The organism is Marinobacterium profundum (genome assembly GCF_001528745.1).
GTDB classification, from domain to species: domain Bacteria; phylum Pseudomonadota; class Gammaproteobacteria; order Pseudomonadales; family Balneatricaceae; genus Marinobacterium_A; species Marinobacterium_A profundum.
This window is the reverse complement of sequence record NZ_BCNS01000165.1, coordinates 20,068-43,742: the sequence shown is the minus strand read 5'-3', so window position 1 is coordinate 43,742 and position 23,675 is coordinate 20,068. Positions and strand designations below refer to the sequence as shown.

General features: G+C 58.5%; 18 protein-coding genes. 8 read left to right on the top strand and 10 right to left on the bottom strand.

Translation table 11 applies throughout. From position 1 onward, the window contains the following. Window positions 1-338: 338 nt before the first annotated feature. The 6 genes from MPRO_RS20000 to MPRO_RS19975 all read right to left on the bottom strand — a co-directional run bounded on the left by MPRO_RS20000 (window position 339) and on the right by MPRO_RS19975 (window position 7,726). Complete coding sequence (locus tag MPRO_RS20000; RefSeq protein ID WP_067297292.1) at window positions 339-1,664, bottom strand: HDOD domain-containing protein; 1,326 nt, start codon at window positions 1,662-1,664, stop codon at window positions 339-341. 104 nt (window positions 1,665-1,768) lie between these two features. After that, on the bottom strand, window positions 1,769-3,892 hold the full coding sequence (gene spoT, locus MPRO_RS19995; RefSeq protein WP_067297289.1) for a bifunctional GTP diphosphokinase/guanosine-3',5'-bis pyrophosphate 3'-pyrophosphohydrolase: 2,124 nt from the start codon (window positions 3,890-3,892) through the stop codon (window positions 1,769-1,771). A gap of 86 nt (window positions 3,893-3,978) precedes the next feature. Continuing rightward, the gene (gene rpoZ, locus MPRO_RS19990) at window positions 3,979-4,191 is read right to left on the bottom strand and encodes a DNA-directed RNA polymerase subunit omega (RefSeq protein ID WP_067297286.1); all 213 of its coding nucleotides are present in this window, start codon (window positions 4,189-4,191) and stop codon (window positions 3,979-3,981) included. A gap of 63 nt (window positions 4,192-4,254) precedes the next feature. Beyond that, the gene (gene gmk, locus MPRO_RS19985) at window positions 4,255-4,875 is read right to left on the bottom strand and encodes a guanylate kinase (protein ID WP_067297282.1); all 621 of its coding nucleotides are present in this window, start codon (window positions 4,873-4,875) and stop codon (window positions 4,255-4,257) included. A 70-nt stretch (window positions 4,876-4,945) separates the two neighbouring features. Continuing rightward, window positions 4,946-7,249 (bottom strand): ATP-binding protein, encoded by a 2,304-nt coding sequence (locus MPRO_RS19980; protein ID WP_158651891.1) that lies wholly within the window; start codon window positions 7,247-7,249, stop codon window positions 4,946-4,948. A gap of 30 nt (window positions 7,250-7,279) precedes the next feature. Then, window positions 7,280-7,726 (bottom strand): putative pterin-binding protein, encoded by a 447-nt coding sequence (locus MPRO_RS19975; RefSeq protein ID WP_245635155.1) that lies wholly within the window; start codon window positions 7,724-7,726, stop codon window positions 7,280-7,282. Between the two features lie 289 nt (window positions 7,727-8,015). On the opposite strand from MPRO_RS19975, the gene MPRO_RS19970 reads away from it, so the two are divergent. After that, a complete protein-coding gene (locus MPRO_RS19970; protein ID WP_067297272.1) occupies window positions 8,016-8,699 on the top strand; it encodes an aspartate/glutamate racemase family protein in 684 nt (227 codons plus the stop codon). Between the two features lie 105 nt (window positions 8,700-8,804). Here the strand turns inward: MPRO_RS19970 and MPRO_RS19965 are convergent, their stop codons facing one another. The 3 genes from MPRO_RS19965 to MPRO_RS19955 form a co-directional block, all read right to left on the bottom strand. Then, window positions 8,805-10,979: an esterase-like activity of phytase family protein gene (locus MPRO_RS19965; protein ID WP_067297269.1), complete on the bottom strand. Its 2,175-nt coding sequence runs from the start codon at window positions 10,977-10,979 to the stop codon at window positions 8,805-8,807. Window positions 10,980-11,078: 99 nt separating this feature from the next. Continuing rightward, the gene (locus tag MPRO_RS19960) at window positions 11,079-13,631 is read right to left on the bottom strand and encodes an ATP-binding protein (RefSeq protein ID WP_067297266.1); all 2,553 of its coding nucleotides are present in this window, start codon (window positions 13,629-13,631) and stop codon (window positions 11,079-11,081) included. Window positions 13,632-13,653: 22 nt separating this feature from the next. After that, window positions 13,654-14,250 carry a cysteine hydrolase family protein gene (locus MPRO_RS19955; RefSeq protein ID WP_067297301.1) on the bottom strand — a complete coding sequence of 199 codons (597 nt, stop codon included), beginning with the start codon at window positions 14,248-14,250 and terminating at the stop codon, window positions 13,654-13,656. A 493-nt stretch (window positions 14,251-14,743) separates the two neighbouring features. Here MPRO_RS19955 and MPRO_RS19950 point away from each other — a divergent pair, with 493 nt between their 5' ends. The 4 genes from MPRO_RS19950 to MPRO_RS19935 are packed head-to-tail and all read left to right on the top strand — an operon-like array spanning window position 14,744 to window position 18,964. Then, complete coding sequence (locus tag MPRO_RS19950) at window positions 14,744-15,835, top strand: ABC transporter ATP-binding protein (protein ID WP_067297263.1); 1,092 nt, start codon at window positions 14,744-14,746, stop codon at window positions 15,833-15,835. 49 nt (window positions 15,836-15,884) lie between these two features. Further along, window positions 15,885-17,225, top strand: coding sequence for an ABC transporter substrate-binding protein (locus MPRO_RS19945; protein WP_067297259.1), 1,341 nt, complete (start codon window positions 15,885-15,887; stop codon window positions 17,223-17,225). 54 nt (window positions 17,226-17,279) lie between these two features. Next, window positions 17,280-18,134, top strand: a complete 855-nt coding sequence (locus tag MPRO_RS19940) for an ABC transporter permease (protein WP_067297255.1) — start codon at window positions 17,280-17,282, stop codon at window positions 18,132-18,134. A 2-nt stretch (window positions 18,135-18,136) separates the two neighbouring features. Beyond that, window positions 18,137-18,964, top strand: a complete 828-nt coding sequence (locus MPRO_RS19935; protein ID WP_067297252.1) for an ABC transporter permease — start codon at window positions 18,137-18,139, stop codon at window positions 18,962-18,964. 28 nt (window positions 18,965-18,992) lie between these two features. On the opposite strand, the gene MPRO_RS19930 is transcribed toward MPRO_RS19935, so the two are convergent. Then, complete coding sequence (locus MPRO_RS19930) at window positions 18,993-19,475, bottom strand: thioesterase family protein (protein ID WP_067297248.1); 483 nt, start codon at window positions 19,473-19,475, stop codon at window positions 18,993-18,995. Between the two features lie 131 nt (window positions 19,476-19,606). Between MPRO_RS19930 and MPRO_RS19925 the strand changes: the two genes are divergently transcribed. The 3 genes from MPRO_RS19925 to MPRO_RS19915 all read left to right on the top strand — a co-directional run bounded on the left by MPRO_RS19925 (window position 19,607) and on the right by MPRO_RS19915 (window position 23,238). Continuing rightward, window positions 19,607-20,563, top strand: coding sequence for a GlxA family transcriptional regulator (locus tag MPRO_RS19925; RefSeq protein WP_067297245.1), 957 nt, complete (start codon window positions 19,607-19,609; stop codon window positions 20,561-20,563). Window positions 20,564-20,902: 339 nt separating this feature from the next. After that, complete coding sequence (locus tag MPRO_RS19920; protein WP_067297243.1) at window positions 20,903-21,721, top strand: alpha/beta hydrolase fold domain-containing protein; 819 nt, start codon at window positions 20,903-20,905, stop codon at window positions 21,719-21,721. A 110-nt stretch (window positions 21,722-21,831) separates the two neighbouring features. After that, window positions 21,832-23,238 (top strand): BCCT family transporter, encoded by a 1,407-nt coding sequence (locus MPRO_RS19915; RefSeq protein WP_067297238.1) that lies wholly within the window; start codon window positions 21,832-21,834, stop codon window positions 23,236-23,238. Window positions 23,239-23,675: the final 437 nt, after the last annotated feature.

The window sequence follows — 23,675 nt, the reverse complement described above, 5'->3', positions numbered from 1 at the left end:
AGCAGCAGGAAGCCCTAGAAGCACTGGAGCAGAGCCTGGAGGCGAGCGACTAGGAGGCTGTCCGAGAATGCTAGCCGTAGCGAGAGCCGACTGATTTGAGCGGGTTTTTGCGGTGTTTTAAGGCGATAAATCGGCAGGATTGCCGATTTACACAGCGTTAGCTGCCCACAGGGCAAGCTACAGGGATGTAGCTTGTGAATAGTGGTTCTATTTAACGCAAAACAGCACAAAAAACAGCCAAACTCAGGTGGCTCGCAGTAGGTTGAGTATTGTCGGACAGCCTCCTAGCAGCCTTAGGGCTTAGCTGAGCGTCGCGAGGGAAAGGCAGGCAGGCTGCTCTAACTCGCGCGCTGCCCGCCCAGCACCTGGGTCACTTCCCCCAGCACTTCCCGTGATTCCAGCAAGTGCTCCATGGCTTCGCTGATCACGCCGCGGCTCAGTCCTAGGGATTCGGTCAGCCCCGCCGGGATATTCTCGATGGGGCCGTCGCTCAGCCCCTGCTCACGCAACAGACGGTTACTCAGATGCACCAGACGGGCATAGCCGCAGTGCTCGCCGTCATAATCGACCTCGTTCTGACGCCGCACCGCCACACAGACCTCCGCCGGTACCGTCCAGCTTTCAAGCAGCCAGCTACCCATCAGCTCACGCGTCACGTTCAGCACCTGCTTCTCGATATATTCGGTCCCAATATGCGGGTTAGCCTCGATATAGCGCGACAGCAGCGAGAAATGTGGCGGAAACAGATGCGCCAGCACCAGATAGCCAAAGTTGTGCAACAGCCCGGCCAGATAGGCCAGACCAGGCCGCAGCCTTTCAGCCATCGGCATTTTGCGGCACAGACGCTCGGCCAGGGTCGCCGTATAGACCGCCTCCTGCCAGTAATCAGTGGCACCGCGGGGCGTGTCATTGGGCATCTGCAGCGTTTTGCCCAGCGCCACACCCAGCGCCAGATTGACCACCAGATCGAAACCCAGCACGCGGATAATGGCATCCTCCAGCGAATGCACCTTGCCGGGTACCGCATAGTAGGATGAAGACGCCCAGCTCATCACCTGGGCCGACAGGCTCGGATCCAGCCGCACCACAGGTACCAGCGTATCGACGCCGGCTTCAGGGTCGCAGCGCATCATCAGAATTTTCTGCATGGTGGGCGAAAAAGAGGGTAATCCCAGGGTATCTTCAAGCCGCTGCCGGATGCGCAGCGCGGTGAATTTTTCCACCGCCCGGGTGATCACCGTGCGATCGTCACCGGTAGGCTGGCAAGCATCAATATAGGCGCGGGTCAGCGCCAGCGGATACGCCTCTATATGGCCTTCGCTCAGCCAGGAACCAGGAAGGCTAAAAGTGCGGCCGGAATGGGGCTCGTAGGCTTTAAGCTCAACGCGGGACTGCAGCGAAAGGTCTATGTAGAGCGGCAGGGAAAACAGCTTGCGCAGACCCAGTTCCTGATTCAGCCCCGGCTGGCTGAAAAAACGCACGGCATCCTCACTGCGGGCCGGCTGCAATTGCCGACTCGAACCCCTCCAGATGGCTTCAAGGTTCAGCAAGCCTTCCCAGGGCAGCAGCACCAGTACTTTGCCGTCACCATCATGCATCAGCAGAAGACGGGCTATACCCTCATACTGGGCGTCACCTTCCAGCGAACGTACACCAATTGCCAAATCGCTTTCTCCCTTCGATTGTTCGGCCAGCTTAGAGTTAACTGACACTACGGCATATTGTCACCAGAGCTCTGGGCTCTGGCCTGAGCGGCCATCCACGCCGCCTATTGCCGCTGGATATGATTCACGGCCTTGATGACACGCAGCTTTTTCATCACCGAGGCCAAATGCACCCGATTCTGCACCGAGATATCCAGCTGCACCTGACTCAGCTGCCCGTCCTTCTCGCCGCTGTCGATCTTAATAATATTAGCACCGGCTGTCGCCACAGTAGTCGCAAGGCTGGCGATAATACCGCGCTGCGACATGACTTCGAGCCTGAGACTGACGCGGAACTCATCATCAATGCTCTTGGACCATTCGAGGTAAATGCATTTTTCCGGATCATCGCGCAGATAGCCAATATTGCGACAGTCCGTACGATGGATCACCAGGCCGCGGCCGGTGCTGATATGGGCAACGATGGTGTCACCGGGAATCGGGTGGCAGCACTTGGCATAATTCAGCACCATGCCTTCGGTGCCCTGAATCGCCAGCGGCTTGTTGCCGCGGCGCACCGCGGCAAGATCATCTTCCCCGACCGGGGTTTCGGGCTTCAGACGCCGCGCAACCACATAGGCCATGCGATTGCCCATGCCAATATCTTCCAGCAGGTCGTCCAGCACCCGCAGCTCCGCATCCTTGAGCACAGCCGCCAAGCGACCGCGCTCCACCCCGTCCAGACTGATGCCATAGTTGCCCAGGAACTGATTCAGCAGCCGCCGCCCCATCTCCACCGACTCGTGACGCTGCTGATTCTTGAGGAAATGGCGAATGCTTGCGCGTGCCTTGCCGGTGACGACAAAATTCAGCCAGGCCATGTTGGGCTGGGCACTGGGGGTGGTAATGATCTCGACAGTAGCGCCACTGAACAGAGGCTCGGACAGCGGCGCCAGGCGCCGATTAATACGGCAGGACACGCAGGAATTACCAATATCGGTATGCACGGCGTAGGCAAAGTCTACCGGGGTGGCGCCACGCGGCAGTTCAAGAATGCGTCCCTGAGGCGTGAACACATAAACCTCATCAGGGAACAGATCCTTTTTAACGTGTTCGATAAACTCCATCGAGTCGCCGGCGTTACGCTGCATTTCCAGCAGCCCCTGCACCCACTTGCGGGCCCGATTGTAGGAGCCAACAGCACTGTCGGAGCCGCCGTAGGCCTTGTAATGGCTGTGCTCGGCGATGCCCTGGCTGGCAACGGCATCCATTTCACGGGTGCGGATCTGCATCTCCAGTGCGATATCACGGGTGCCAAACAGATCGGTGTGCAGTGACTGGTAACCGTTAGCCTTGGGAATGGCTATGTAGTCCTTGAAACGACCCGGCACCGGCTTGTAAAGATTGTGCACGGCACCCAGAATGCGGTAGCAGTCGTCCACCTTGTCGGTAACGATGCGAAACGCAAACATGTCCATGATCTCAGAGAAGGACTTGCGTTGCTGGCGCATCTTGCGATAGACACTGTAGAGGTGTTTTTCCCGCCCGGTGACTACACCCTTGAGGCCTTCTTCATCCAGTCTGCGCTGCACTGTTTGCTGAATTTCGGTGATGATGTCACGACGCTGCCCACGCGCTTTCACTACCGCACGGCGGATATAACGGGCACGCATCGGGTAATAGGACTGGAACGCCAGGTCCTCCAGTTCAACTTGCAGGTCACGCATGCCCAGACGGGCGGCAATGGGGGCGTAGATATCGAGGGTTTCGCGGGCAATGCGACGCTGTTTTACCGCTGGCATGGCGCCGAGGGTACGCATGTTGTGCAGCCGATCAGCCAGTTTCACCAGGATAACCCGGATATCCTCGGCCATGGCCAGCACCATTTTCTGGAAGTTTTCCGCCTGGGCTTCTGCCTTGGTTTCAAACTCCAGATGAGTCAGCTTGGAAACGCCGTCGACGATGTCCGCCACCGCACTGCCAAACTGCGACTCAATGGAGTCATAATTGATTTCGGTGTCTTCGATAACGTCGTGCAGCATGGCTGCCATCAGGCTCTGATGGTCCATGTGCATGCCGGCCAGAATGCCGGCCGCCGCCAGGGGGTGGGTCACATAGGGCTCGCCGCTCTTGCGCCGCTGCCCGTCGTGCGCCTGCTCGGCAAAATAGTAGGCGCGCCGCACTTTGCGGATCTGTTCCTGCTCGAGATATTCGGTCAGTCGCTGACAAAGTGCGTCTATGGTTGGCATCGAGACTCCGGTAATACGGGGCTAGCGTCGGCTATTCCCTCGAGTTTTACCTGAAATGATGCCGTATCGCGAAGCTTTCTGGAAGATCAGTCTTCTTCCCGATCTTCCAGTACGCTTTTATCGGTAAAACCTTCAGCGATTTCACGCAAGGCAACGACGGTAACCTTGTCATTTTCCCAGTCAACCTTGGCTTCTTTACCACCAGTGGCCAGCTGACGCGCACGTTTAGCTGCAACCATGACGAGTTCGAAACGGTTATCAACGTTTTCCAGGCAATCTTCAACTGTTACTCGTGCCATCTTGAACCTCAAAAAAGGTAGTAAACTGCGAACAAAAAGACGGGGAATTATACGCGAGCACCCTTATTCTGACAAGAGATCCGTGATCAACCCTGCATGTCTCTGCTGCTGCACGGATTGTCGCAGTCTGCGCGTCACCAGTACGGCCTGCAGCTCACTCAGCGCCAGCTCAAAATCATCATTGATCACTATATAGTCAAACTCGGCGTAGTGACTCATTTCACTCACCGCATCCGCCATGCGCCGCTCGATGATGCTGGCGTCATCCTGACCACGGCCAGTGAGGCGCGCGCGCAGAGCTTCACGGGACGGCGGCAGAATAAAGATGGACACCGCTTCCGGCATTAGCCGGCGCACCTGCTGAGCGCCCTGCCAGTCAATTTCAAGGATGACATCGGTACCCTGGTCCAGCTGTTGCTGTACCCAGGTCTGGGAGGTGCCGTACTTGTTGTCGAAGACCTCGGCGAACTCCAGGAACTGGCCGTTATCGATCATGTCGTTGAACTGGGCCTGGGTGACAAAGTTATAGTCCGTACCATTGGCTTCACCGGGCCGCATGGCCCGGGTGGTATGGGACACCGAGACCCGCACCTGAGCGTCCCGGGACAGCAGCTGGCGCACCAGGCTGGTCTTGCCGGCGCCAGAGGGTGCAGAAATAATGTACAGGGTTCCTTTAAGGCTCATTTAGCCGCTCCAGGTAAACAAAAGACTGACAGCCGCCCATGATAAACCAATCCGGGCCCCGCGCCGAACCTCAGACATCAGTGGCATCCAGTACCTGGCGCAGAATGGCCGGCGCCGTAATGGCTTCGGCGGCGGCAAAGCCGTGTTGCAGCTGTGCCAGCGGTACATCGATATCTATCCCCTGGGTGATGGCGGCCTCCACTGCCGCCAGCTCACGGCTCAGCTGCACAAAGCCCAGATTCAATGCAGCCCCGCGCGCACCATGACAGAGGCGCTTTATTTCACCCCGATCGGCCTGTAGCAGCGCTGTATCCAGGCGCGCCCGGTAGTCGGCCAAACTGGCACGAAAGTCCGCCAGCAAATCAATACAGTCGTCGGTACCCAGGGTATCCGCCAGTGATCCAAGCAGGGCGGTGTCCAGTCGACTTGCATCCAGCAGTGCGGCCACATCCAAAGCACCTTGGGGCTCACTCTCTTGTGCTTCAATGACAATGCCTGCAGGCACAGGTTCGATACCCGTTGCCGGCTCGAGCTGCAGGCATATTCGATGCAGCATGCTGGCCAGGCTCTGGCGTCGAACCGGTTTGGACAGACAGGCATCCATGCCAGCGTCACGGCAGGCACGCTGGTCCTCCTCCATGACATTGGCGGTCATACCGATAATAGGCACAGTATTCTGTGGCGCTGGCAGGTTGCGGATCGCCCGGGTAGCTTCGAGCCCATCCATGTTCGGCATCTGCACATCCATTAGCACCAGATCGAAATGATCACGCTCAAGACATTCCAGCGCCAGCAAACCATCCTCGGCCAGTGTGCTCTGCTGTCCAAGAAAAGTCAGAATACCCTGAGCCACCTGCTGATTAACCCGATTATCCTCGACCACCAGCACCTGCATGGGGCGAGCTCTGAGCGCTGCGACTATGGCCCCCTCATCGACATCCGCAGCCGTCATTTCACCGGGGGTACTGTGCTCCAGCTCAATCCGGAACCAGAAACGGCTGCCCTTTCCCGCCTGGCTGTCAAAGCCAATGGTGCCCTGCATCTGTTCGATAATGCGCTGGCAGATCGCCAGCCCCAGCCCGGTGCCACCATAACGCCTGGCTGTACCGGCATCACCCTGCACAAACATGGAAAACAGCCGCGACTGGGCCTCCGGTGTTATACCTATGCCGGTGTCCTCAACTTCGAACAGCAGACTCTGCCACCCCGGTCGCTCACCGGGCACCGGACTGACCCGCAGTCGCACATGCCCCCGTTCAGTGAATTTCACTGCGTTGCCAAGCAGATTCAGTAACACCTGGCGCAGACGCCCGGCATCGCCGCAGTAGTGACCGCGCACGGCCGGCTCAGCCTCCAGACTCAGGTGAACCTGGCTGCTGTCGAGTGATACGGCCAGTAATTCGACACTGCCGACGAGTAGTTCCTGCAGATCAAACTCCGCCTGTTCCAGCTCAAGGTGGCCCGCCTCCATCTTGGAGATATCCAGCACATCGTTGAGAATTTTCAGCAGGGCATCGGCCGAGTCGCCGATGGTTTTCGCATAATGACGCTGCTGTGGCTGTAACGGCGTGTCGAGCAGCAGGCTGCTCATGCCGATTACGCCATTCATGGGGGTGCGAATCTCATGGCTCATGGTCGCCAGAAATTCGGACTTAGCCTGGTTTGCGGTTTCGGCTTCGGCAGCGCTGATTCTGAGCTTCTCACTGAGCTGTTCGGCCTGCTCGCGGGAGCGCTGTTCAAGTATCATCTGTCGAAACAGCAGCGCGATGATGGAACCAATGCCCAGCAGCAGCAGGGTGCCCATGCTGCTGAGGTAGCCCAGCAGTTCGAAAAATTCGTTACGACTGGCGGTTTTTTGCTCGGCGCGCAGCTGCAGCACCTTGAAGATCAGCGCCTCGGCACTGTCGTTAATCTCGGTCGCCATGGCGATCAGCCCGGCGGTGGCAACAGGCCCCTGCTCACGCAGTGACGGCAATACCACCTCCATGGCGCTGATCGCGGTGCGAAAACCCGTTACCCGGCGGGCAAGCTCCGCCTCGCGCCGATATACCGCTCCCAGCTCGCCCTGCTCCAGCAACCCGACGCGACTGTAGAGAATTTCGAAACGCACCTCCACCTCGTCCAGCAACTCCTCATCTTCATGACTGGCATAGTTGTGAATGGCATTTTTAAGTTTCAGGCTTTCGCGGTCAATCTGGTAGGCAGACCAGAGCGCCTCTTCGGTGGCGACCTCGAACAGCACCTGCTGGCGATCCACCAGCGTTTTGAATAGTGCCAGCGAGGTCAGCAGACACACCAGCGAAACAACCAGAAGAATTAAAACGGAGCCACGCCTGGGTTTGGCAGAAGACCATGCGGGTACTTGAAATCGCAATCTTTATCCTCCGCCACCCGTGCGTAGCTATTACTGTACGCGGATGCTTTTAAGCTGCCAAACCGACCGGTTATGGATAATTTCTGTCTGCAGTGCGGGGAACTCCGCAAACGGATAGATAATAAATATCGGCCCCTTGTCACGAATACGAATGTATTGACCATCCATCTTCAGCGCCAAGATTACATCATAGCTATAGAAATCAGCTAAGGGCACTTCCGTGCTGTAGTCGTTCAGAGCCGTCACTATCAGGGTTTCACCTTTGGCGCCGACAAAATCGAGCACACGACGCCCAAGCGGGCCTTCAAAGTCCACAATGCCTTCAGTCCAGGGCGTATCAGTGCGCGTATGGTGCAAAGACAGATCTTCCAGCATCTCACGGTCAAAGCGGGCAACGCCGTTGCCGTTGGTGTTGCTCAGGGCTCCTTCCACGGTGAGAATCACCGGACCTGAAGGCTGCGGCAGAGTATCTGCCATGGTCTGAAGACCCAAAACCAACAGCAGGCAGGTCGTTACGAAAGAACGCGCAAAATACATGATTGCGACCCAATATCCTTATAAAGTCCATTCATTATCGGTAAAGTCGGAAAATCTCGCAAATAAATAGTTGACTGAATTCCGATCCTGATTCATGAGTCAGGATAAAACCCCGATCAACCCTGCATCCTTGCGTCTTCGCCGCCGGCGTAAAGACCCTGCTGCCAAAGCACACCTAATAACAGCAAAGCAGGCGCAGTCTGCTGCCTGCACTCGCCCGGAGATATTGATGAACAACCCCCCGCCGCTGCGGCTTCTGCTGATCAACCCCAATACCAATGCCGCACTGACTCGCCAGATGCAGCAGGTGGCAGGCACGACCATATCGGCCGAAACCGAATTGCACTGCATCAACCCGCCGGCCGGCCCCTACGCCATCGAGTGCAAAGCGGATCGAGATGCCGCCGCCATCCAGTTGCAGACCCTGGTGAACAGCCGCGCCTGTCAGGGCTATGATGCCCTGATCCTGGCCTGTTTCGATGATATTGAACTGCAGTCACTGCGCGAATCTATGCGGGTACCCGTGATTGGCCTGTGCGAGGCAGCCCTATTCGCCGCACGTGCGCTACCAGGGCGTTTTGCCATAGTCACAACCGTTCATGCCGCCGTTCCCGGAATTAGGAGCATGCTGACGCGCTACGGCGCGTCGGATCAGGCCTGCGTACACGCCGCTGGCATTGGCGTGGCCGAGGCGGCAGGCGATGGCGCTCAGGCCGCGGAAAAAATAGCCGCCTGTATTCGTACTGCGATTGAGCAGGATGGCGCCAAAACCATAGTGCTGGGCTCCGGCGGTCTCACCGGCCGGGCAGCCGACCTGCAGCGCAGCTTCGGTCTGCCGGTGATAGACCCGGTAGTCAGCGCCCTGGCGCTGGCCGAGAGTCTGGCCAGGTTACAGCTGCGCAGCCCGACCTGACACCCAGCCCGATGCGCATGCAAAGCCTGTAAGGCCTCAGACGAAAAAATCCGCAGCACCCTGGAGGGTACTGCGGACTCTGACTATTCGAAAAGTGCTTCCCGGTTACAGTTTTCCGGTGCGGATGAAATAGGTCTCGCCTGAGCTGTCATCCACACCATCGTTATCGGTTACCGCAAAGCCGTTGCCGGCGGCATCCAGTGCGAAGCCCTCTATCTTGTCGACCACAAAGCCATTCAACGCCTTGAGGTCCGGGATAAAGTCGTGCACCAGCTGCTTGCTGACCAGCGGCAGTTCCGAACCCAGGGGCGCCGGCTTGAGTTCTTCCAGCGCCACCCGATACAGCCGCTTGATCAGGGCCTGGTCTCCGATCTGGTTATCCCGCTCGATAATGTAGACGCCATCTTCCCCCAGACTGATTTCGGACAGCCCGACCCAGCCGCGCTTGGCAGTCTCGGTCGGGTAACGCACGGCGCCCCACTGGCCAGTTTTCAAGTTATGGGACACCAGCTTGACGGTATTTTGCGGATCATCCTTCCAGGAACGCTGCAGGGCAATCCAGAGAGTGTCACCAATCAGGGTGATACCTTCAGCACCAAAGCGCTTCTCATGCTGCAGCAGTTCGGGCGGGAAGCTCAAAGTGCGATCGATCTCGCCCTGGGCATTGGTGTGATAAATGGCGTGGGGGATATCCTTGTCCGTACGCCCTTCGGATGCGAGCCAGAAACCATCCTCGCCATCGGCCACGACGCCTTCCAGATCCAGTTTCTCCGCCGCCTTGCCCCCACGGGTCACCAGAGTCGCCGCTGTGATGCGGGCCGGAGTGCTGTTGGCGTCAATGCTGAAGATCGTCGGCTGCTGACTGTAAAAGCTGTCGTTAACCGCATAGAGCAGACCGGGTTCACCGGGGTCCGCCGCAAGGCCGGACAAGGCGCCCCAGCCCACCGGCATGCCCTTGGCATCAGGTTCGGACAGTAGCTGCGGATAGGTGGGGGCCGCCTCTTCCAGGCGATAGAGCATGACGTGAGCGCGGGCACCGCCATCCCCGATCAGATCCTTTTCATTGGCGCTGGCCAGCAAGCCGCGGGATGGAATTGCCACCGCGGACTCAGGACCTATGCCAGAGGGCAGCAGCTGCACGAACTCAGGCGCGGCGCCGGTATCGCGGTAGACACCAATAACTGAGGCCCGCTCGGACAGCACGAAGATATAACGATCATCCCCGAACACGCCTACTGCGACACCTTCAGGCTCGGCGCCCTTTTTGCCGGAGCGTTTTTCCGGGTAATGACCCGCCGCCACTATGCGCTGCTCGAAGTCGGCACCAGATTCAAATAGCACCCGACCATCTTTATGAAAGATGCTGAAGCCGCGGGAACCGCCCTGGTAATCGCCTTCGTTGGCGGTAACGAAGCGCTCGTCGTCGAGCCACTTCACGGCATCCGGCTCACGCGCTACACCATTCAGGCTGCCACTGAAATCCAGCTGACCGTCTTTGGCGATATCAATGCCGGCAAGGTTCACGTGCCCGGCACTGAAGTGATGCAGGATCTCGCCGCTCTCGGCGGCCAGAATCACCAGGTGGTTGTTTTCCTGCAGCGTGACCACGATCTCGTTGTTATTGTTGAAATCCACGAACTCGGGTTCCGGATCCTCGCCGGCAACCTCCGCCAGACCGGTCAGCTCGACCCGGCGCAGCGCGTAACACTGAGGTATGCCATCCTGTAACGGTAATACAACCAGAAAGCCCGCAGGCAACTGTCCGGGGGCACCGTCACCCAGCTCTTCGTCACGTTCGTTTTCAATCGCCACGGCGGCAAAACGGCCATCTCTGGACACTGCAACCGAATCCGGCTGCCCGCCCAGATCACAACGTGCCTTTTCGGTCTGATCCTGCAGGGACACCGCCGCCAGAAAACCCGAGGGCGTGGTATAGCTTACTGAGGTATTGACGCCCACCAGTACCATGCCGCCAGCGGTGGCCACGGAGGTCGGCTCGCCGCCCATATCCACGAATCCCGCCCCGCGGGGCCTGGCTGCATCACTGATATCGATAAAGCCCAAACCGCCGCGCGGGCTGTCCGAGTAGATCAGCGTCTGACCATCAGCGGAAGCCGCTATAATTTCGGCCGAGGTTTCCTGTGCAGCATCCTCAGTGGCAGCAAAATTCTGTGCCGCCGGGAAACTGGCTATACGATTGAAAGACTGCGCCTGCGCCGTACAGGCAGCCGTCGCAACTAGCAGGGCCAGGGCCGCCCGCTTGAAAGATCGCTCGGACATCGGAATCACTCCACTACAAATAACAGTGGCCAACAAACTAGAGTGATTCGATGACAACGGCATGACAGAGGCCCACTGCAGGGCTGTGACGCACTGCCCTCAGAAAGCCATCTTCTTCATCAGGGACTCCAGCGCATCGCGCGTGAAAGGCTTGGGCAGCCAGTCATCAAAGCCGGCATGGCTGGTTGCCTGACGCGAATCGGTGGTGACATCGGCGGATACCGCCACTATGCGTATCTTCTCGCCAGCCGGGGTTTCGCGTATCTGCACCGCCGCTTCCAGGCCATCCATCACAGGCATGTGCAGATCAAGCAACACCAGATCAAAAGACTGGCGCCCAAATTCATTAACCGCCAGCTGGCCGTTCTCCACAATAGTGATGTGCTGATATCCCAGCATCTTGAGCATCGCCTCGATCACCATCTGATTGGCGCGCACATCCTCGGCTATCAGTATCCGCAGCGCTGAGGCCTCACGCCCAGGAGCAATGGAAAAGCTAGGTTCAGGCACCGGCGGACACAGCAGCTGCCATAGCCGGTTTGGCGTCAGCACGGCACCGCCGAATGGCGGATGTCGCGTTACCCTGTCACCATTTTCCTGTACCAGCGTCAGGCCAGGCTCGGCACCAGGCTCATCATCAAATTCGGTTTTCATACCCAGGCAGTGAGCCAGGGAATCAGCCACCTCACGGGTACGCGTGTCCAGATTGAGACCACGGAGGCGCTGCAAAGACGCAGGAGTCTCTTCATGCCGGGCCTTGAGTGGCAGCTTGACCTGGAATACAGACCCGCTCCCGGGTGTACTCTGGGCATCTATAGCCCCGCCCATGGCGTTACAGATCTGGCGGCAAATCGCCAGCCCCAGCCCGGTCCCCCCATAACGCCGGGTGGTGGACAGATCAGCCTGACTGAAGGCATCAAATAGCTGACCAATACGGTCATCCGGTATGCCAATACCGCTGTCCTGCACCGCGAACTCCAGCTCGCCCTGCGGCGTACCGGGCGTCCAGCTGACCCGCAGACCAATACCGCCGCGGGCGGTAAATTTAACCGCGTTGGACAGCAGGTTAATCAACACCTGGCGTATACGATGCCCATCACCAAACAGCAGACGAGGTACGCCGGGGTCGCAGGTCAGGCTCAGCACAAGCCCTTTTTCTTCCACCGCCGCCGCGACTATGTTGATCGCTTCCTCGCACAGATCCGCCAGATCAAACTCCGAGCACTCCAGCTGAATTTCCTCGGAATCCAGTTTCGACAGATCCAGCACATCGTTCACCAGTGCCAGCAGCACCTTGCCACCATTACAGAGCGTATCCAGGCAGGCGCGCTGTTCGTCGTTCAACTCGGTCTGCTGCAACACCGATGTCATGCCAATAATGGCGTTGAGGGGCGTACGAATTTCATGGGACATGTTGGCGACGAAGCGCGTGCGGGCGCGAGACAGATCCTCAGCTTCCTGCTTGGCACGTAATATGGTCTGAGTCGCCTGCCAGCGGTCATCAATATCCACCAGTGCACCGGTCAGATCCGACCCTGTATCGCTCGGCAATGACGCATTGCTCGACAGCACCAGTTCTACACGGCGCCAGTCGCAGCCGGCATCCCGCAGCCGTAACTCCTCGCGCACCGATGATTCGCCACCACTGGCCCTATCCCTCGCCTGCAGTACCCGCTGGATATCTTCGGGGTGAATGTAGTCGAGCAGTGAATCCGATTTGCCCGTGCCAAGGCAGTGGCCGGTCATGTCGCTCCAGGCCGGATTGACGAACTGCAACTGCAGTGTACTGTCGCAATAGAAAATCGCTTCGCTGACCGTATTCAGGATGGTGCGGTGATGCCGTTCACTATCCAGCAGCGCCTGTTCGGAACGCTTGCGCTCGGACACCTCTCGCTCAATGGCGATGAAATTGACGATAGTGCCATCATCGTCCAGTACCGGCGTGCAGTCGATAGCCAGCCAGTAAGGCTCGCCTGCGCGACTGTAGTTGACAACCTCGACGCTAAATCCGGTGCCTTCCTCCAGTCCCCGATGCATCTGGGCGACTGTGGCAGCATCGGTTGCCTCACCCTGCAGAAAATCACCCGGACGGCGACCCTGAACCTCTCCGAGGCTGTATCCCGTGACCTGTTCAAAACTGTGGTTAACCCACTCAATGCAGCCATGGGCATCGGATATGATGACCAGGTTATCGGTACGGCTGGCCACCAGCGACAGCTGTCGCTCCTTGTCCCGGCTCGCCTCCAGCGCATCGGCGGTTCTGCGCAATTCGGTCACATCATAGAGCGAACCGTACCAGGCGTTGGCGCTGCGCCGCGCGCGCAAACTCATCAGCCGGTGATCGCCTGCGCGGCCCATCAACCTGACATCAAACGCCATGGGCTCGCCGCCGGCAAGACCACTCAGTAACCAGGCCGCCGACTCCGCGTCCAGAAACTCCATCAGTCGGCGTCCCTTGCAACTATCTGCCGGGCAGCCGGTCTTGCGCTCCCAGGCCGCATTAAGCAGCGCCAACTCGCCGTTATCATCACAGCGGAACACCACTTCTTCGAGCATGTCCGTGAGGGTCTTGAATTCCCTATGGCGCTCTCCGAGCTCTTCCACCATTTTATTGTGCAGTTGCAGCTGCAGTTCGCTTTCCGTCGCACTCATGAATAAGCCTCGGCAAGTCAGCTCAGCCCGTAATCAGGTCAGCGGCCCGACTGACACTGGCGTAGAGGGGAAACACGCTGTCGCAGTAAAACTCCTGTTCAAAGATAGTACGTCCTGAGGTGCAGTCCGACAGCACAGTCACGCGAAAACCAAGTTCTGCGGCGTGCCGGGCCGTGGAGTCGATACAAATTGACGTCACAGTACCGGCCAGCACCAGCCGCTCAATGCCCTTTGAGCGCAGCAGATCTTCAAGCTGTGTGTTGGAAAACGCATTCAGGCCACGTTTGCCCGGCACTTCAGTGATCAGACGCCCAAAGGGCTTCAGCTCATCAATGGACCGTGAGCCCTTGCAGCCGGCCTTGAAGGCACCCACTTCCTTTATCGTTTTCAGGATACCTACAGGATCCGCCAGCTCCTCGTAGCCTGCGGTAAAGTGTATAGGTGTCGAGACCACCAGGCCGAAATCGTCGCCGATAATATCGAGCAGACCCAGGGTATTTTGCAGCACACCACTGACACGGGATGACTCTTCGATGACTCCATGCAGGATTCCATCCTTGGAAAAATAGTCGTTCTGGAATCCGATCAGCAACAGAGCAGTTTTGGAGAGATCAACCATGATACGGTCCTCCGCTTGATTGTATTTAAAGGCGCCTTTAATAAAGCCCCTTTCCATACAATGGATTATGCAATAGCCATACCAGCGTCCCGATAGACGTCTAAGTCGTTGTTTTGTAATTGAGCGCACTGCAGCAACAATAACAAATTTAGCAGAATGCAAAGCACCGAGCCTTTATCCGACGTGCTTAAACACGTCTTTGCAGGAGCAAAACGCTCTCAACCTTCCTCCGGCGATATCGCCATCATCAACATTAACCAAATAGTTAACGATAAGTTTAACGCCGGCCCCTATGCTGCCACCAGAGCGCACCTGAAACAGATTAAACGCCCTCTTGTTGTGCGATTAGCATCAAAAACAGGGATGAAAAATGCCCCCGATAATCCGGATAAAAATAAAAACTCAATAGTTTCAATAACTAAAGAAAGCCTTCTTGTAGTTGGCACAGCACCTGCATTTATCGTTGACAACATTGTTAGCAATAGGCCGGGAAATGCAGATAAACAAAGGTTCTGTCGAACTCGTCGGTGTCGTCAAACGCTATGGCGACAAGCTCGCTGTCAGCGAGATTAACCTGGCCATCGCAGGCGGTTCATATTGCTGCCTGCTCGGCCCCAGCGGTTGCGGCAAGTCCACCACCCTGCGCATGATCGCCGGCCATGAAGCCGTGAGCGAAGGCGATATTCTGCTGAATAACCGCAACGTCACCGACCTGCCGCCACGCAGGCGCGGCACCGCCATGATGTTTCAGAACTATGCGCTTTTTCCGCACCTCAGCAGCCTGGACAATGTCGCCTTCAGCCTGAAGATCGCAGGCATAAGCAAGGCTGACCGCCACGCCCGCGCCCTGGAAATGCTGCAACTGGTTAATATGGAGACCTATGCCGATGCTTTTCCGGACAATCTCTCCGGCGGGCAACAGCAACGCGTGGCCCTGGCCCGGGCACTGATCAACCAGCCCGAAGTGATACTGCTCGATGAACCGCTGTCAGCCCTGGACCCCTTCCTGCGCGTTCGCATGCGCACCGAACTCAAACGCATACAGCAGCAGCTTGGCATTACCTTTATCCATGTTACCCACTCCCAGGAAGAAGCCTTCGCACTGGCCGACTCTGTGGTGGTGATGAATAACGGCTGTATCGAACAGATTGACAATCCCCAGGGCATCTTCCGCACCCCGCGCACCGCTTTCGTGGCAGGCTTTATCGGTGGCCACAATATTATCGAGGGGCGCCTCACCGGCGCAGGCCTGCAGATCAGCCAGGCCCGCACACTGGCGCTGCAAACAGTACCTGCGCCTCACTCAGGTGGTGACCAGACCCAGGTTTCGTTGCGCTGCGATCATATCCGCGTCAGCCCCAGGCCTTTTGACAACGCACAAGCCCTGCCCCTGCAGGTCGAGTCGGTGGAGTATCAGGGCAGTTATGTGCATGTACGCACCCGTTCTGACGACGGCTTGCAGCTCTCGATCCACCAGCCCGATGCGGACTATCTGCAGGCACCGCTTTACCCCGGAGACCCGGCCTATGTCGGCTGGCACCCGGAAGACCTCAATCCGCTGCAGCCCCCTGCTGCGCACGCCTGACACCCCTTATTTACCCCTATGACATCCAGTGACACCAGGAGACTGTGCTATGAGCTTTGACAAAAAAGACGATCAGCAGGCCAGTATCGATACCCCAATCGATAATGAAAAACCCTCCGCCGGCCTCAGCCGCCGCAGCCTGATCAAGGCCGCCGGCGCCCTGGGCGGGGTAGCGCTGGGTTCCGGTGCCATACCCGGTTTCCCGATGATCTGGGCCCAGAATATCAAGAACATAAAGCTGCGCCAGTTCGGCACCGGCGTCTCCAACCTGAACGATATAGCCCAGAAAGCGAAAGAGGATCTTGGCATTACGCTGGAGCTGACCGCGCTGGATTCCGATGCCGTCGCCCAGCGCGCCGTAACCCAGCCGCGTTCCTACGATATCGCCGATATCGAGTACTGGATCTGCAAGAAGGTATTCCCGGCCGGTGTCATGCAACCGATGGATGTTCGGCGTCTGAAAAACTTCGACAAGATTTCACCGCTGTTCATCAATGGCAAGCTGGCCGATGACTCCAGCATCGCCCAGGGCACCGCGCCCCACACCGTGGGCTTTACCGAAGGCAAGGACTCCACCCGTTTTGCTTCCGAGCCGACGAACTGGATGACCCTGGTGCCCACCATCTACAACGCCGACACCCTGGGAATTCGCCCGGACCTGGTGGGCCGCCCGATCACTCACTGGCGCGACATCATGGATCCAGCCTTCAAGGGCAAGACCTCGATTCTGAACATTCCGTCGATCGGCATCATGGACGCCGCCATGATCTGCGAGTCCATGGGCGAAATACAGTACGGCGACAAGGGCAACATGACCCGGGAGGAACTCGACAAGACCATCGAAATTCTCAAGGCCGCCAAATCCCAGGGGCAGTTCCGCGCCTTCTGGAAGAGCTTCGACGAGTCCGTCAACCTCATGTCCTCCGGCGAGGTGGTGATCCAGTCGATGTGGTCCCCCGCCGTGGCCGCTGTACGCGCCAAGGGCATCGAATGCAAATACCAGCCGCTGGCTGAGGGCTATCGCGCCTGGGGTGGCGGCATTGGTATGGCCAAACACCTGTCCGGCCTGGAGCTGGATGCGGCCTACGAATATATCGATTGGTACCTGTCTGGCTGGGCCGGCGCCTACCTCAATCGCCAGGGTTACTACAGCGCCGCACCGTCCACCTCCAAGGAATTCCTGTCGGCAGATGAGTGGGGTTACTGGATTGAAGGCAAGCCGGCCCAGGGCGACATCCTGGGTACCGATGGCCGCTTGATGGAAAAAGCCGGCACCCTGCGCGATGGTGGTTCTTACTGGGACCGCATGGGCTCAGTGGCCTGCTGGAACTCGGTGATGGACGAAAACAAGTACATGATCCGCAAATGGAACGAGTTCATCGCGTCCTGATCCCCTGGGGGCGGCGCTGTCGCCCCCTTCGCTGTTGCCGGAGAAACATCCATTATGCGTAGCCTCGCGCACAACCCAAGCTACCTGCAGGTCACGCCCCTGGCACTGGTGATACTGCTGTTTCTGCTGTTCCCGGTGCTGACCATCCTGGTGGTGAGTTTCTGGGACTTTAATGCCTACCAGCTGATACCCGACTTCATTTTCGAGAACTACCAGTTCCTGCTGACCTCGGACGTCACGCTCAAGGCCTACCTGAAAACCTTCTTCTACGCCTTTACCACCTGGGCCATCACCCTGGGGCTGGGGTTCACCCTGGCCTACTACCTGGCTTTCTATATCCGCAGCCCGTTGCTGCAGAGCGTACTCTTCGTGCTCTGCACCGTGCCTTTTCTGACATCCAACATTATCCGCATGATTTCCTGGATGCCACTGCTGGGGCGCAATGGCATGATCAACTCGGCCCTGCAGCAACTGGAGCTGATAGACGCACCCATAGAATGGCTGCTGTACAGCGACTTCGCCGTGGTGCTGGCGTTCGTGCACCTCTATGCACTCTTCATGGTGGTGCCCATCTTCAATTCGATGATGCGCATTGACCGCAACCTGATGGAAGCCTCCATGGATGCCGGTGCCAGTGCGCTACAGACGGTGTTTCAGGTGGTGGTGCCGCTGTGCAAGTCCGGTATCGCCATAGGTTCAATCTTCGTGGTCACCCTGGTCATGGGCGATTTCATTACCGTGCGGCTGATGAGCGGCGGCCTCAGCGCTTCGGTCGGCGTGCTGATTCACAACGAGATATCGCTGCTGCAATACCCGGCTGCGGCAGCCGGGGCCATAGTGCTGCTGCTGACTGTGCTGCTCATGCTCAGCATTCTGTTCCGCTTTATCAATATCAAGAAGGAGCTGTAACCATGGCATCCTCCCCACGCAAGCCGGGTTTCGTGCCGCTGACGTTGCTGTTCGCACTCTTCCTGATCTTTCTTTACGGCCCCACGCTGACCATCGGCATCCTGTCTTTTCAGGGACCCAACGGCGGCCTGACCTTCCCGCTGAACGGCGTGTCACTGCACTGGTTCCGCCAGCTGTTTGAGCAGCAGCAGGTGGGCGACTTCGGTGGTTCACTGCTGCGCTCGCTGCTGCTTGGAATGTCGGTCATGCTCTGCACCACCGTATTTTCACTGCTGGCGGGCCTGGCTTACCGGCGAAATTTTCGCGGCGCGAACTGTCTGTTCTATCTGACGCTGGTCAGCCTGATACTGCCATCGATTCTGATCAGTCTGGGTATTGGCATCATGTTCGACCGGCTCAACCTGGCACCCGGCTGGTACAGTTCGGCCTTCGGTGCCCACCTGACCTGGACCCTGCCTTTTGGCCTGCTGATCATGTTTGCGGTCTTCAATCGCTTCAACAAGGCCTATGAGGCCGCCGCCATCGATATGGGGGCCACCCCCTGGCAGGCTTTTCGCCTGGTGGTGCTGCCGCTGATCCTTCCTAGCCTTATTGGTGTCGGCCTGTTCGGCTTCACGCTGTCGTATGACGAATTCGCCCGCACTCTGATGACCGCAGGCACCTTCAACACCCTGCCACTGGAAATCTACGGCATGACCACCAACGTCACGACCCCGGTGCTCTATGCGCTGGGCACCCTGACGACGCTGTTTTCCTTCACACTGGTCTTGCTCGCCCTGCTGGGCATGCATCTGGTGCAACGTCGCAGAGGAGCGGCGACAACCGGATAATCGCAGTCACCACGCAAACTCAGCGCCTTTAGCCTCGTGGCCGCGTCAGGGCAATGCTGCGCCCGGCAAGCGCCGGCCAGGCAGCGTCACTGTGGCGCTGCTGCAGCACTTCGACCCGCGCCGCGGTGTCAGGCAGCATGGGTGCGGCGCGATGTGCCGCCATGTCCATATGCAGCAGCAGGGTTTCCATCGCCGCCAGTTCTGCACCGGTTTCACCATGACGCATGGTAAAAAAGACCCGCAGTTTTTTGGCGTCACTTTCGAGCAAGCGCGCCTCTACCCGCAGTGGCTCATCCAGGCTCACTTCCTGCAGGTAATGCACCATGCTCTGCAGCGTATAGATCGAGACCTGATGCGCCTCACGAAAGGTCGCATCAAGCCCAATCTGCAGCATGAATTCGTCGATCGCCTGGCTGAAGACCAGCACATAGCAGGCATCGTTCATATGACCGTTGTAATCGATCCACTCGGGCTGAACGGGCCCCTCGAACACGGTGAGTTCAGTTGTCATCTTGCACCTCTGATTGGGATTGCGCCGACGCGTCTTTTGGGCAATGCTAACCCGTCCGCCCCACAAAACTTGCCTGAATCCGCTTATTAAATGTGCGTTTTCACCAAAACAGCCCAGGACTCAGCGCATCCATGTTTGGAGACCGCCCCCGCACCTACCCGCAAACCATCAGCTTTCTGCTGATTCCAGGCTTCTCGCTGTTCGGCCTGACGGCGATGCTCGATCCCTTGCGCCACGCCAATCACAGCAGCAACCGCGAGCTGTACCGCTGGCAGCTAATCTCAGAAAAAGGTGGCCTGGTCGCCAGCAGCGACAATCTTGATATCATGAGCGATGCTGGCATTCGCGAGACTCCCGCCTGCGACACCCTGATTATCTGCGCAGGCTACGACCCCCAGGCGCGCATCACACCGGCATTGCTGGGCTTTATCCGCCAGCAGGCCAGTCATGGCGCCGACATCGGTTGCCAGGACACCGCCGCCTACATTGCCGCCGCGGCCGGCATCCTTGATGGCTACCGCGCCACCCTGCATTGGGAGAACCTGCAGTCGACCGCCGAGGCCTTTCCCCGAGTGGCCTTTGTGCAGGAACTGCTGGTAGTGGATCGCGCCCGCTTTTCCTGCCCAGGCGCTTTGTCGGGGCTCGATATGATGCTCTATTTAATCGGCACCCAGCACGGCAATGGCCTGGCGACTACGGTTGCCGACGAGCTGATCTACACCCACAAGCGCGCCCACAGCGATCCCCAGCGCACCTCGATACAAAAGCGCCTGGACAGCCGCAATCCGCGCCTGGTTGAGGCCGTGCAACTGATGGAACACAACCTGGAGGAGCCGCTGCGCATCAGCGAAATCGCAACCCAGCTGCAGCTCTCCGGGCGTGAACTCGAGCGCCTGTTCCGCCACTACCTGCAACAGACCCCCAGCGCCTACTACCGCAACCTGCGCCTGGATCAGGCGCGCTGGATGCTGCAGCAAACCAGCCAGAGCGTCACCGACATTTCAGTCGCCTGCGGCTTCGTCTCCCTGTCCCATTTCACCCGCAGTTACCAGCAGCGCTTTGCCAAAAATCCCAGCCGGGAACGCTGAATCCGGCGGTAATAATCGCCTGCTAGGGGCGCCGCGGAGCGTCCTGCTGTTGCCAGCCGGCTGCACCCAAACGGGTGCTCGAGGCGATGTGTAACTCCGGCGTTGCGGCAACCTTCTGGCGCCAAAAATACCTGCCGAACGCAGAAAAACGGCGCGACCCTGTCGCAAACAGGTACTTCTTGCCTGCTTGCGACAGCGCGCAAAATTATTCGCAAATTGACAATAAAGATGCGATTCCAGACAACCACGCTGGGATAAGCCACGTAAGTTAAGTATCCATCGCCGGTGTTACAACACACCGGACACCCTCATCAGCGGCACCGCACAGGAAACGCCAGCATGGACATCGCCACCTTCGAGCAACATTTCCAGGCTGGCCTGGATGCCATGGCCAGCATGTCGCCTGGGGCTGCACGCAGCCACTACGACGGCCTCTGTGCATCCTTTGCCCCACAGCTTCCCACCGGCATGACCCTGAGCGACACATACATTGCAACAGTACCCGTTCGCCGCCACCGCCCTGCACTATGCAGGCCGGGGACTGTGATCTACGTGCACGGTGGCGGCTACAGCCTGGGGTCACTGGACAGCCACCAGGGTGTCGCCGCCGGTCTGGCACAGGCACTTGAACGCGAGGTTCTGAGTATCGGCTACCCCTTGATGCCGGATGCACGCTACTCCAAGGTGCTTGACGATTGCCGCCGGGTAATCTTTGCCAGCGATCCTGTTGCTCTGGTTGGCGACAGCGCCGGTGCCCGCCTGATTCTGGATGCCCTAGCTGGCGCCCCTTTGGTTCCGCTACTGGGGCTCATCTATCCACTGGTGGGTGTACCAACGTTAGCGAACCTCGGGCCCGATGCGCCGCTGCTCAGCCGCGAGGATATTCTGGCGGCCTGGGCACTCATCGGGGATGACGCGCCTCCCGGTAACGGCCACCAGCCGCCTGCAAAGCGCATTGAAGTACTGGCGGTGGAGCTAGACCCGCTAACCGCTCCGCTGGAAAGCGCCATCCAGGCCTGGCGCGCAGGCGGTGCCGACGTCGGCTATCACCTGGCGCCCAACATGCTGCACGGCTGTTTGCACGCACGGGAGTCACTGCCCGAAATGGCGCACGCCTGGCGGCAGTTTTGCGCGGCACTCAAACAGCGCCTGGACTAACCCCACCGACCTAACCGGCCAAGCACCGGCACTCAAGCTGCGCAGGGATGCGGCGTCACTGATGTCGCCTGTGCTCAAAAATAACGACAATGGCAACAGGAGAGATCTTCATGAAACAGAACCTCGGTACCAGCATAGCGACCATCCTTACGGTGGTTGGGCTGATTGGATTCGCGACCCTGGCCCCCAATACCTTCCAGTTTCTGCTCGATGCCATCAAGGTCAACGTCATCGGCAATCTGGGCTTTATCTTCACCTACCCGGCCTTCGCCGTCTCGGTGGGCTTCGTTATCCTGATGTTCACACCCCTGGGGCGCCTGCGTTTTGGCGAGGGCCCGGCGGAGTTCTCCACCCTGAGCTGGCTTGGGATGCTGTTCGCCACGGGCATGGGTATCGGCCTTCTTACCTGGGGCGTACTGGAACCGCGCTACCATGTCGAGGCAGGCCAGAGTACCGACCAGGCGCTGCTCTATGCCTTCAACCACTGGGGTCTGCTGGCCTGGGCCGGCTACTTGGCCATAGGTGTGATCTTCGCCCACGCCATGTACAACCTGAATATCGCCAAACCCGCCGAGACGCTGCTGGGCGGCGGTTTCCTCAGCAAACTGAACCTGGTGAGTCTGGTGGTTTCGACGGTCATCGGTCTTTCTCTGACCTTTTCCTACGCCGCCGCGCCACTGCAAAAGAGCGTCTCGCAGTACCTGGGGGTCGACGTCAGTACGACTCTGATCATCCTGGTGCTGTCCTGTTTCGCCATTGCCTCCAGCACCTCAGGGCTGAATCGCGGCATCAAGTGGCTGAGTAACTACAACACCCTGCTCGCCGTTGGCCTCATGATCAGCGTTTTCCTGCTGACCAATCCGGGCGAAATCCTCACGACCTTTGGCCGACTGCTACCGGAATATCTTCTGAGCTACCCGGCAATGGCTACCGACATTGGCCTGGGCGATCCGGAGCGCAAGGCCTGGCTCGCCGACTGGCTCTATGCCTTCGAAGCATCCTGGTACGGCTGGTTTGTCTTCACCGGGATATTCATCGCGCGCATTTCCAAAGGCCGCACTCTACGCCAGCTGGTACTGGGCGTAATGCTGGTACCCAGCCTGTTCTCCTGCCTCTGGTTTACCGTCTTCGGCCTGGCCGGACTTGAAACAGGCTCCGAGGATGTGTTCACGCTGATGACCACGCTCGACAGCTACGGCATACTCTCGGCCATACTGGCGATCAACCTCCTGCTGTTCTTCGTCACCAGCGCAGACTCGGCCGGGCTGGTATGCGAAATGCTTACAGTGCCACGTTCGCGCGCCTTCTGGATTGTCGCCATGGCCGCCCTGGCCGTGGTCATCAACTGGCTGGACGGCGATATCTTCAAAGTCATACTGACACTGATCTCGGTCGCCGCCATTCCGGTCGCCTTCGGCATCTTTGCCTTGGGTACTGCTTTCCTGCTGCTGATCCGGCGCAATAAACAGGCACAGCAGCCCGCCGCGGTACCGGCTGATATGCCTGCATCCAACTAAGCGTTGGGCGTCGTTTGCCCAGCTGTACTGGCAGGGCAAGCGGCGCTGCGCTGGTGGTTAAAAAGCCGTTATTCGTAGCGAACATCAGGCCTGCTCCTTGCAGTCCTACCCGTGGCTCCACTTCCTAACAGTAGGATGCGATGTAGCGCAGCGTAACCCATCAATCGGTGGCTCAGCGCTGTGTTACGACAATTATTGGGTTACGCCCCGTCGGGCCTGCACCTACCTGGTTGGGTTCCTCGCCTCACCCCTTGCTTCTGCTTTACCCTCGAAACTCGTTTCGCTCTTTTCCCGGAATTCGCTTCGCTCATTCCAGGCTACGAACTGCCTTGCCCTTCGCTCCCTCGTCCCTTTCACCTCGCCCCTCGCACCTGCTTTTCACCTCGCCCCTCGCCCTTGTGACTGTCGCAAACAGACTCGTCTTATCCAATTACGTC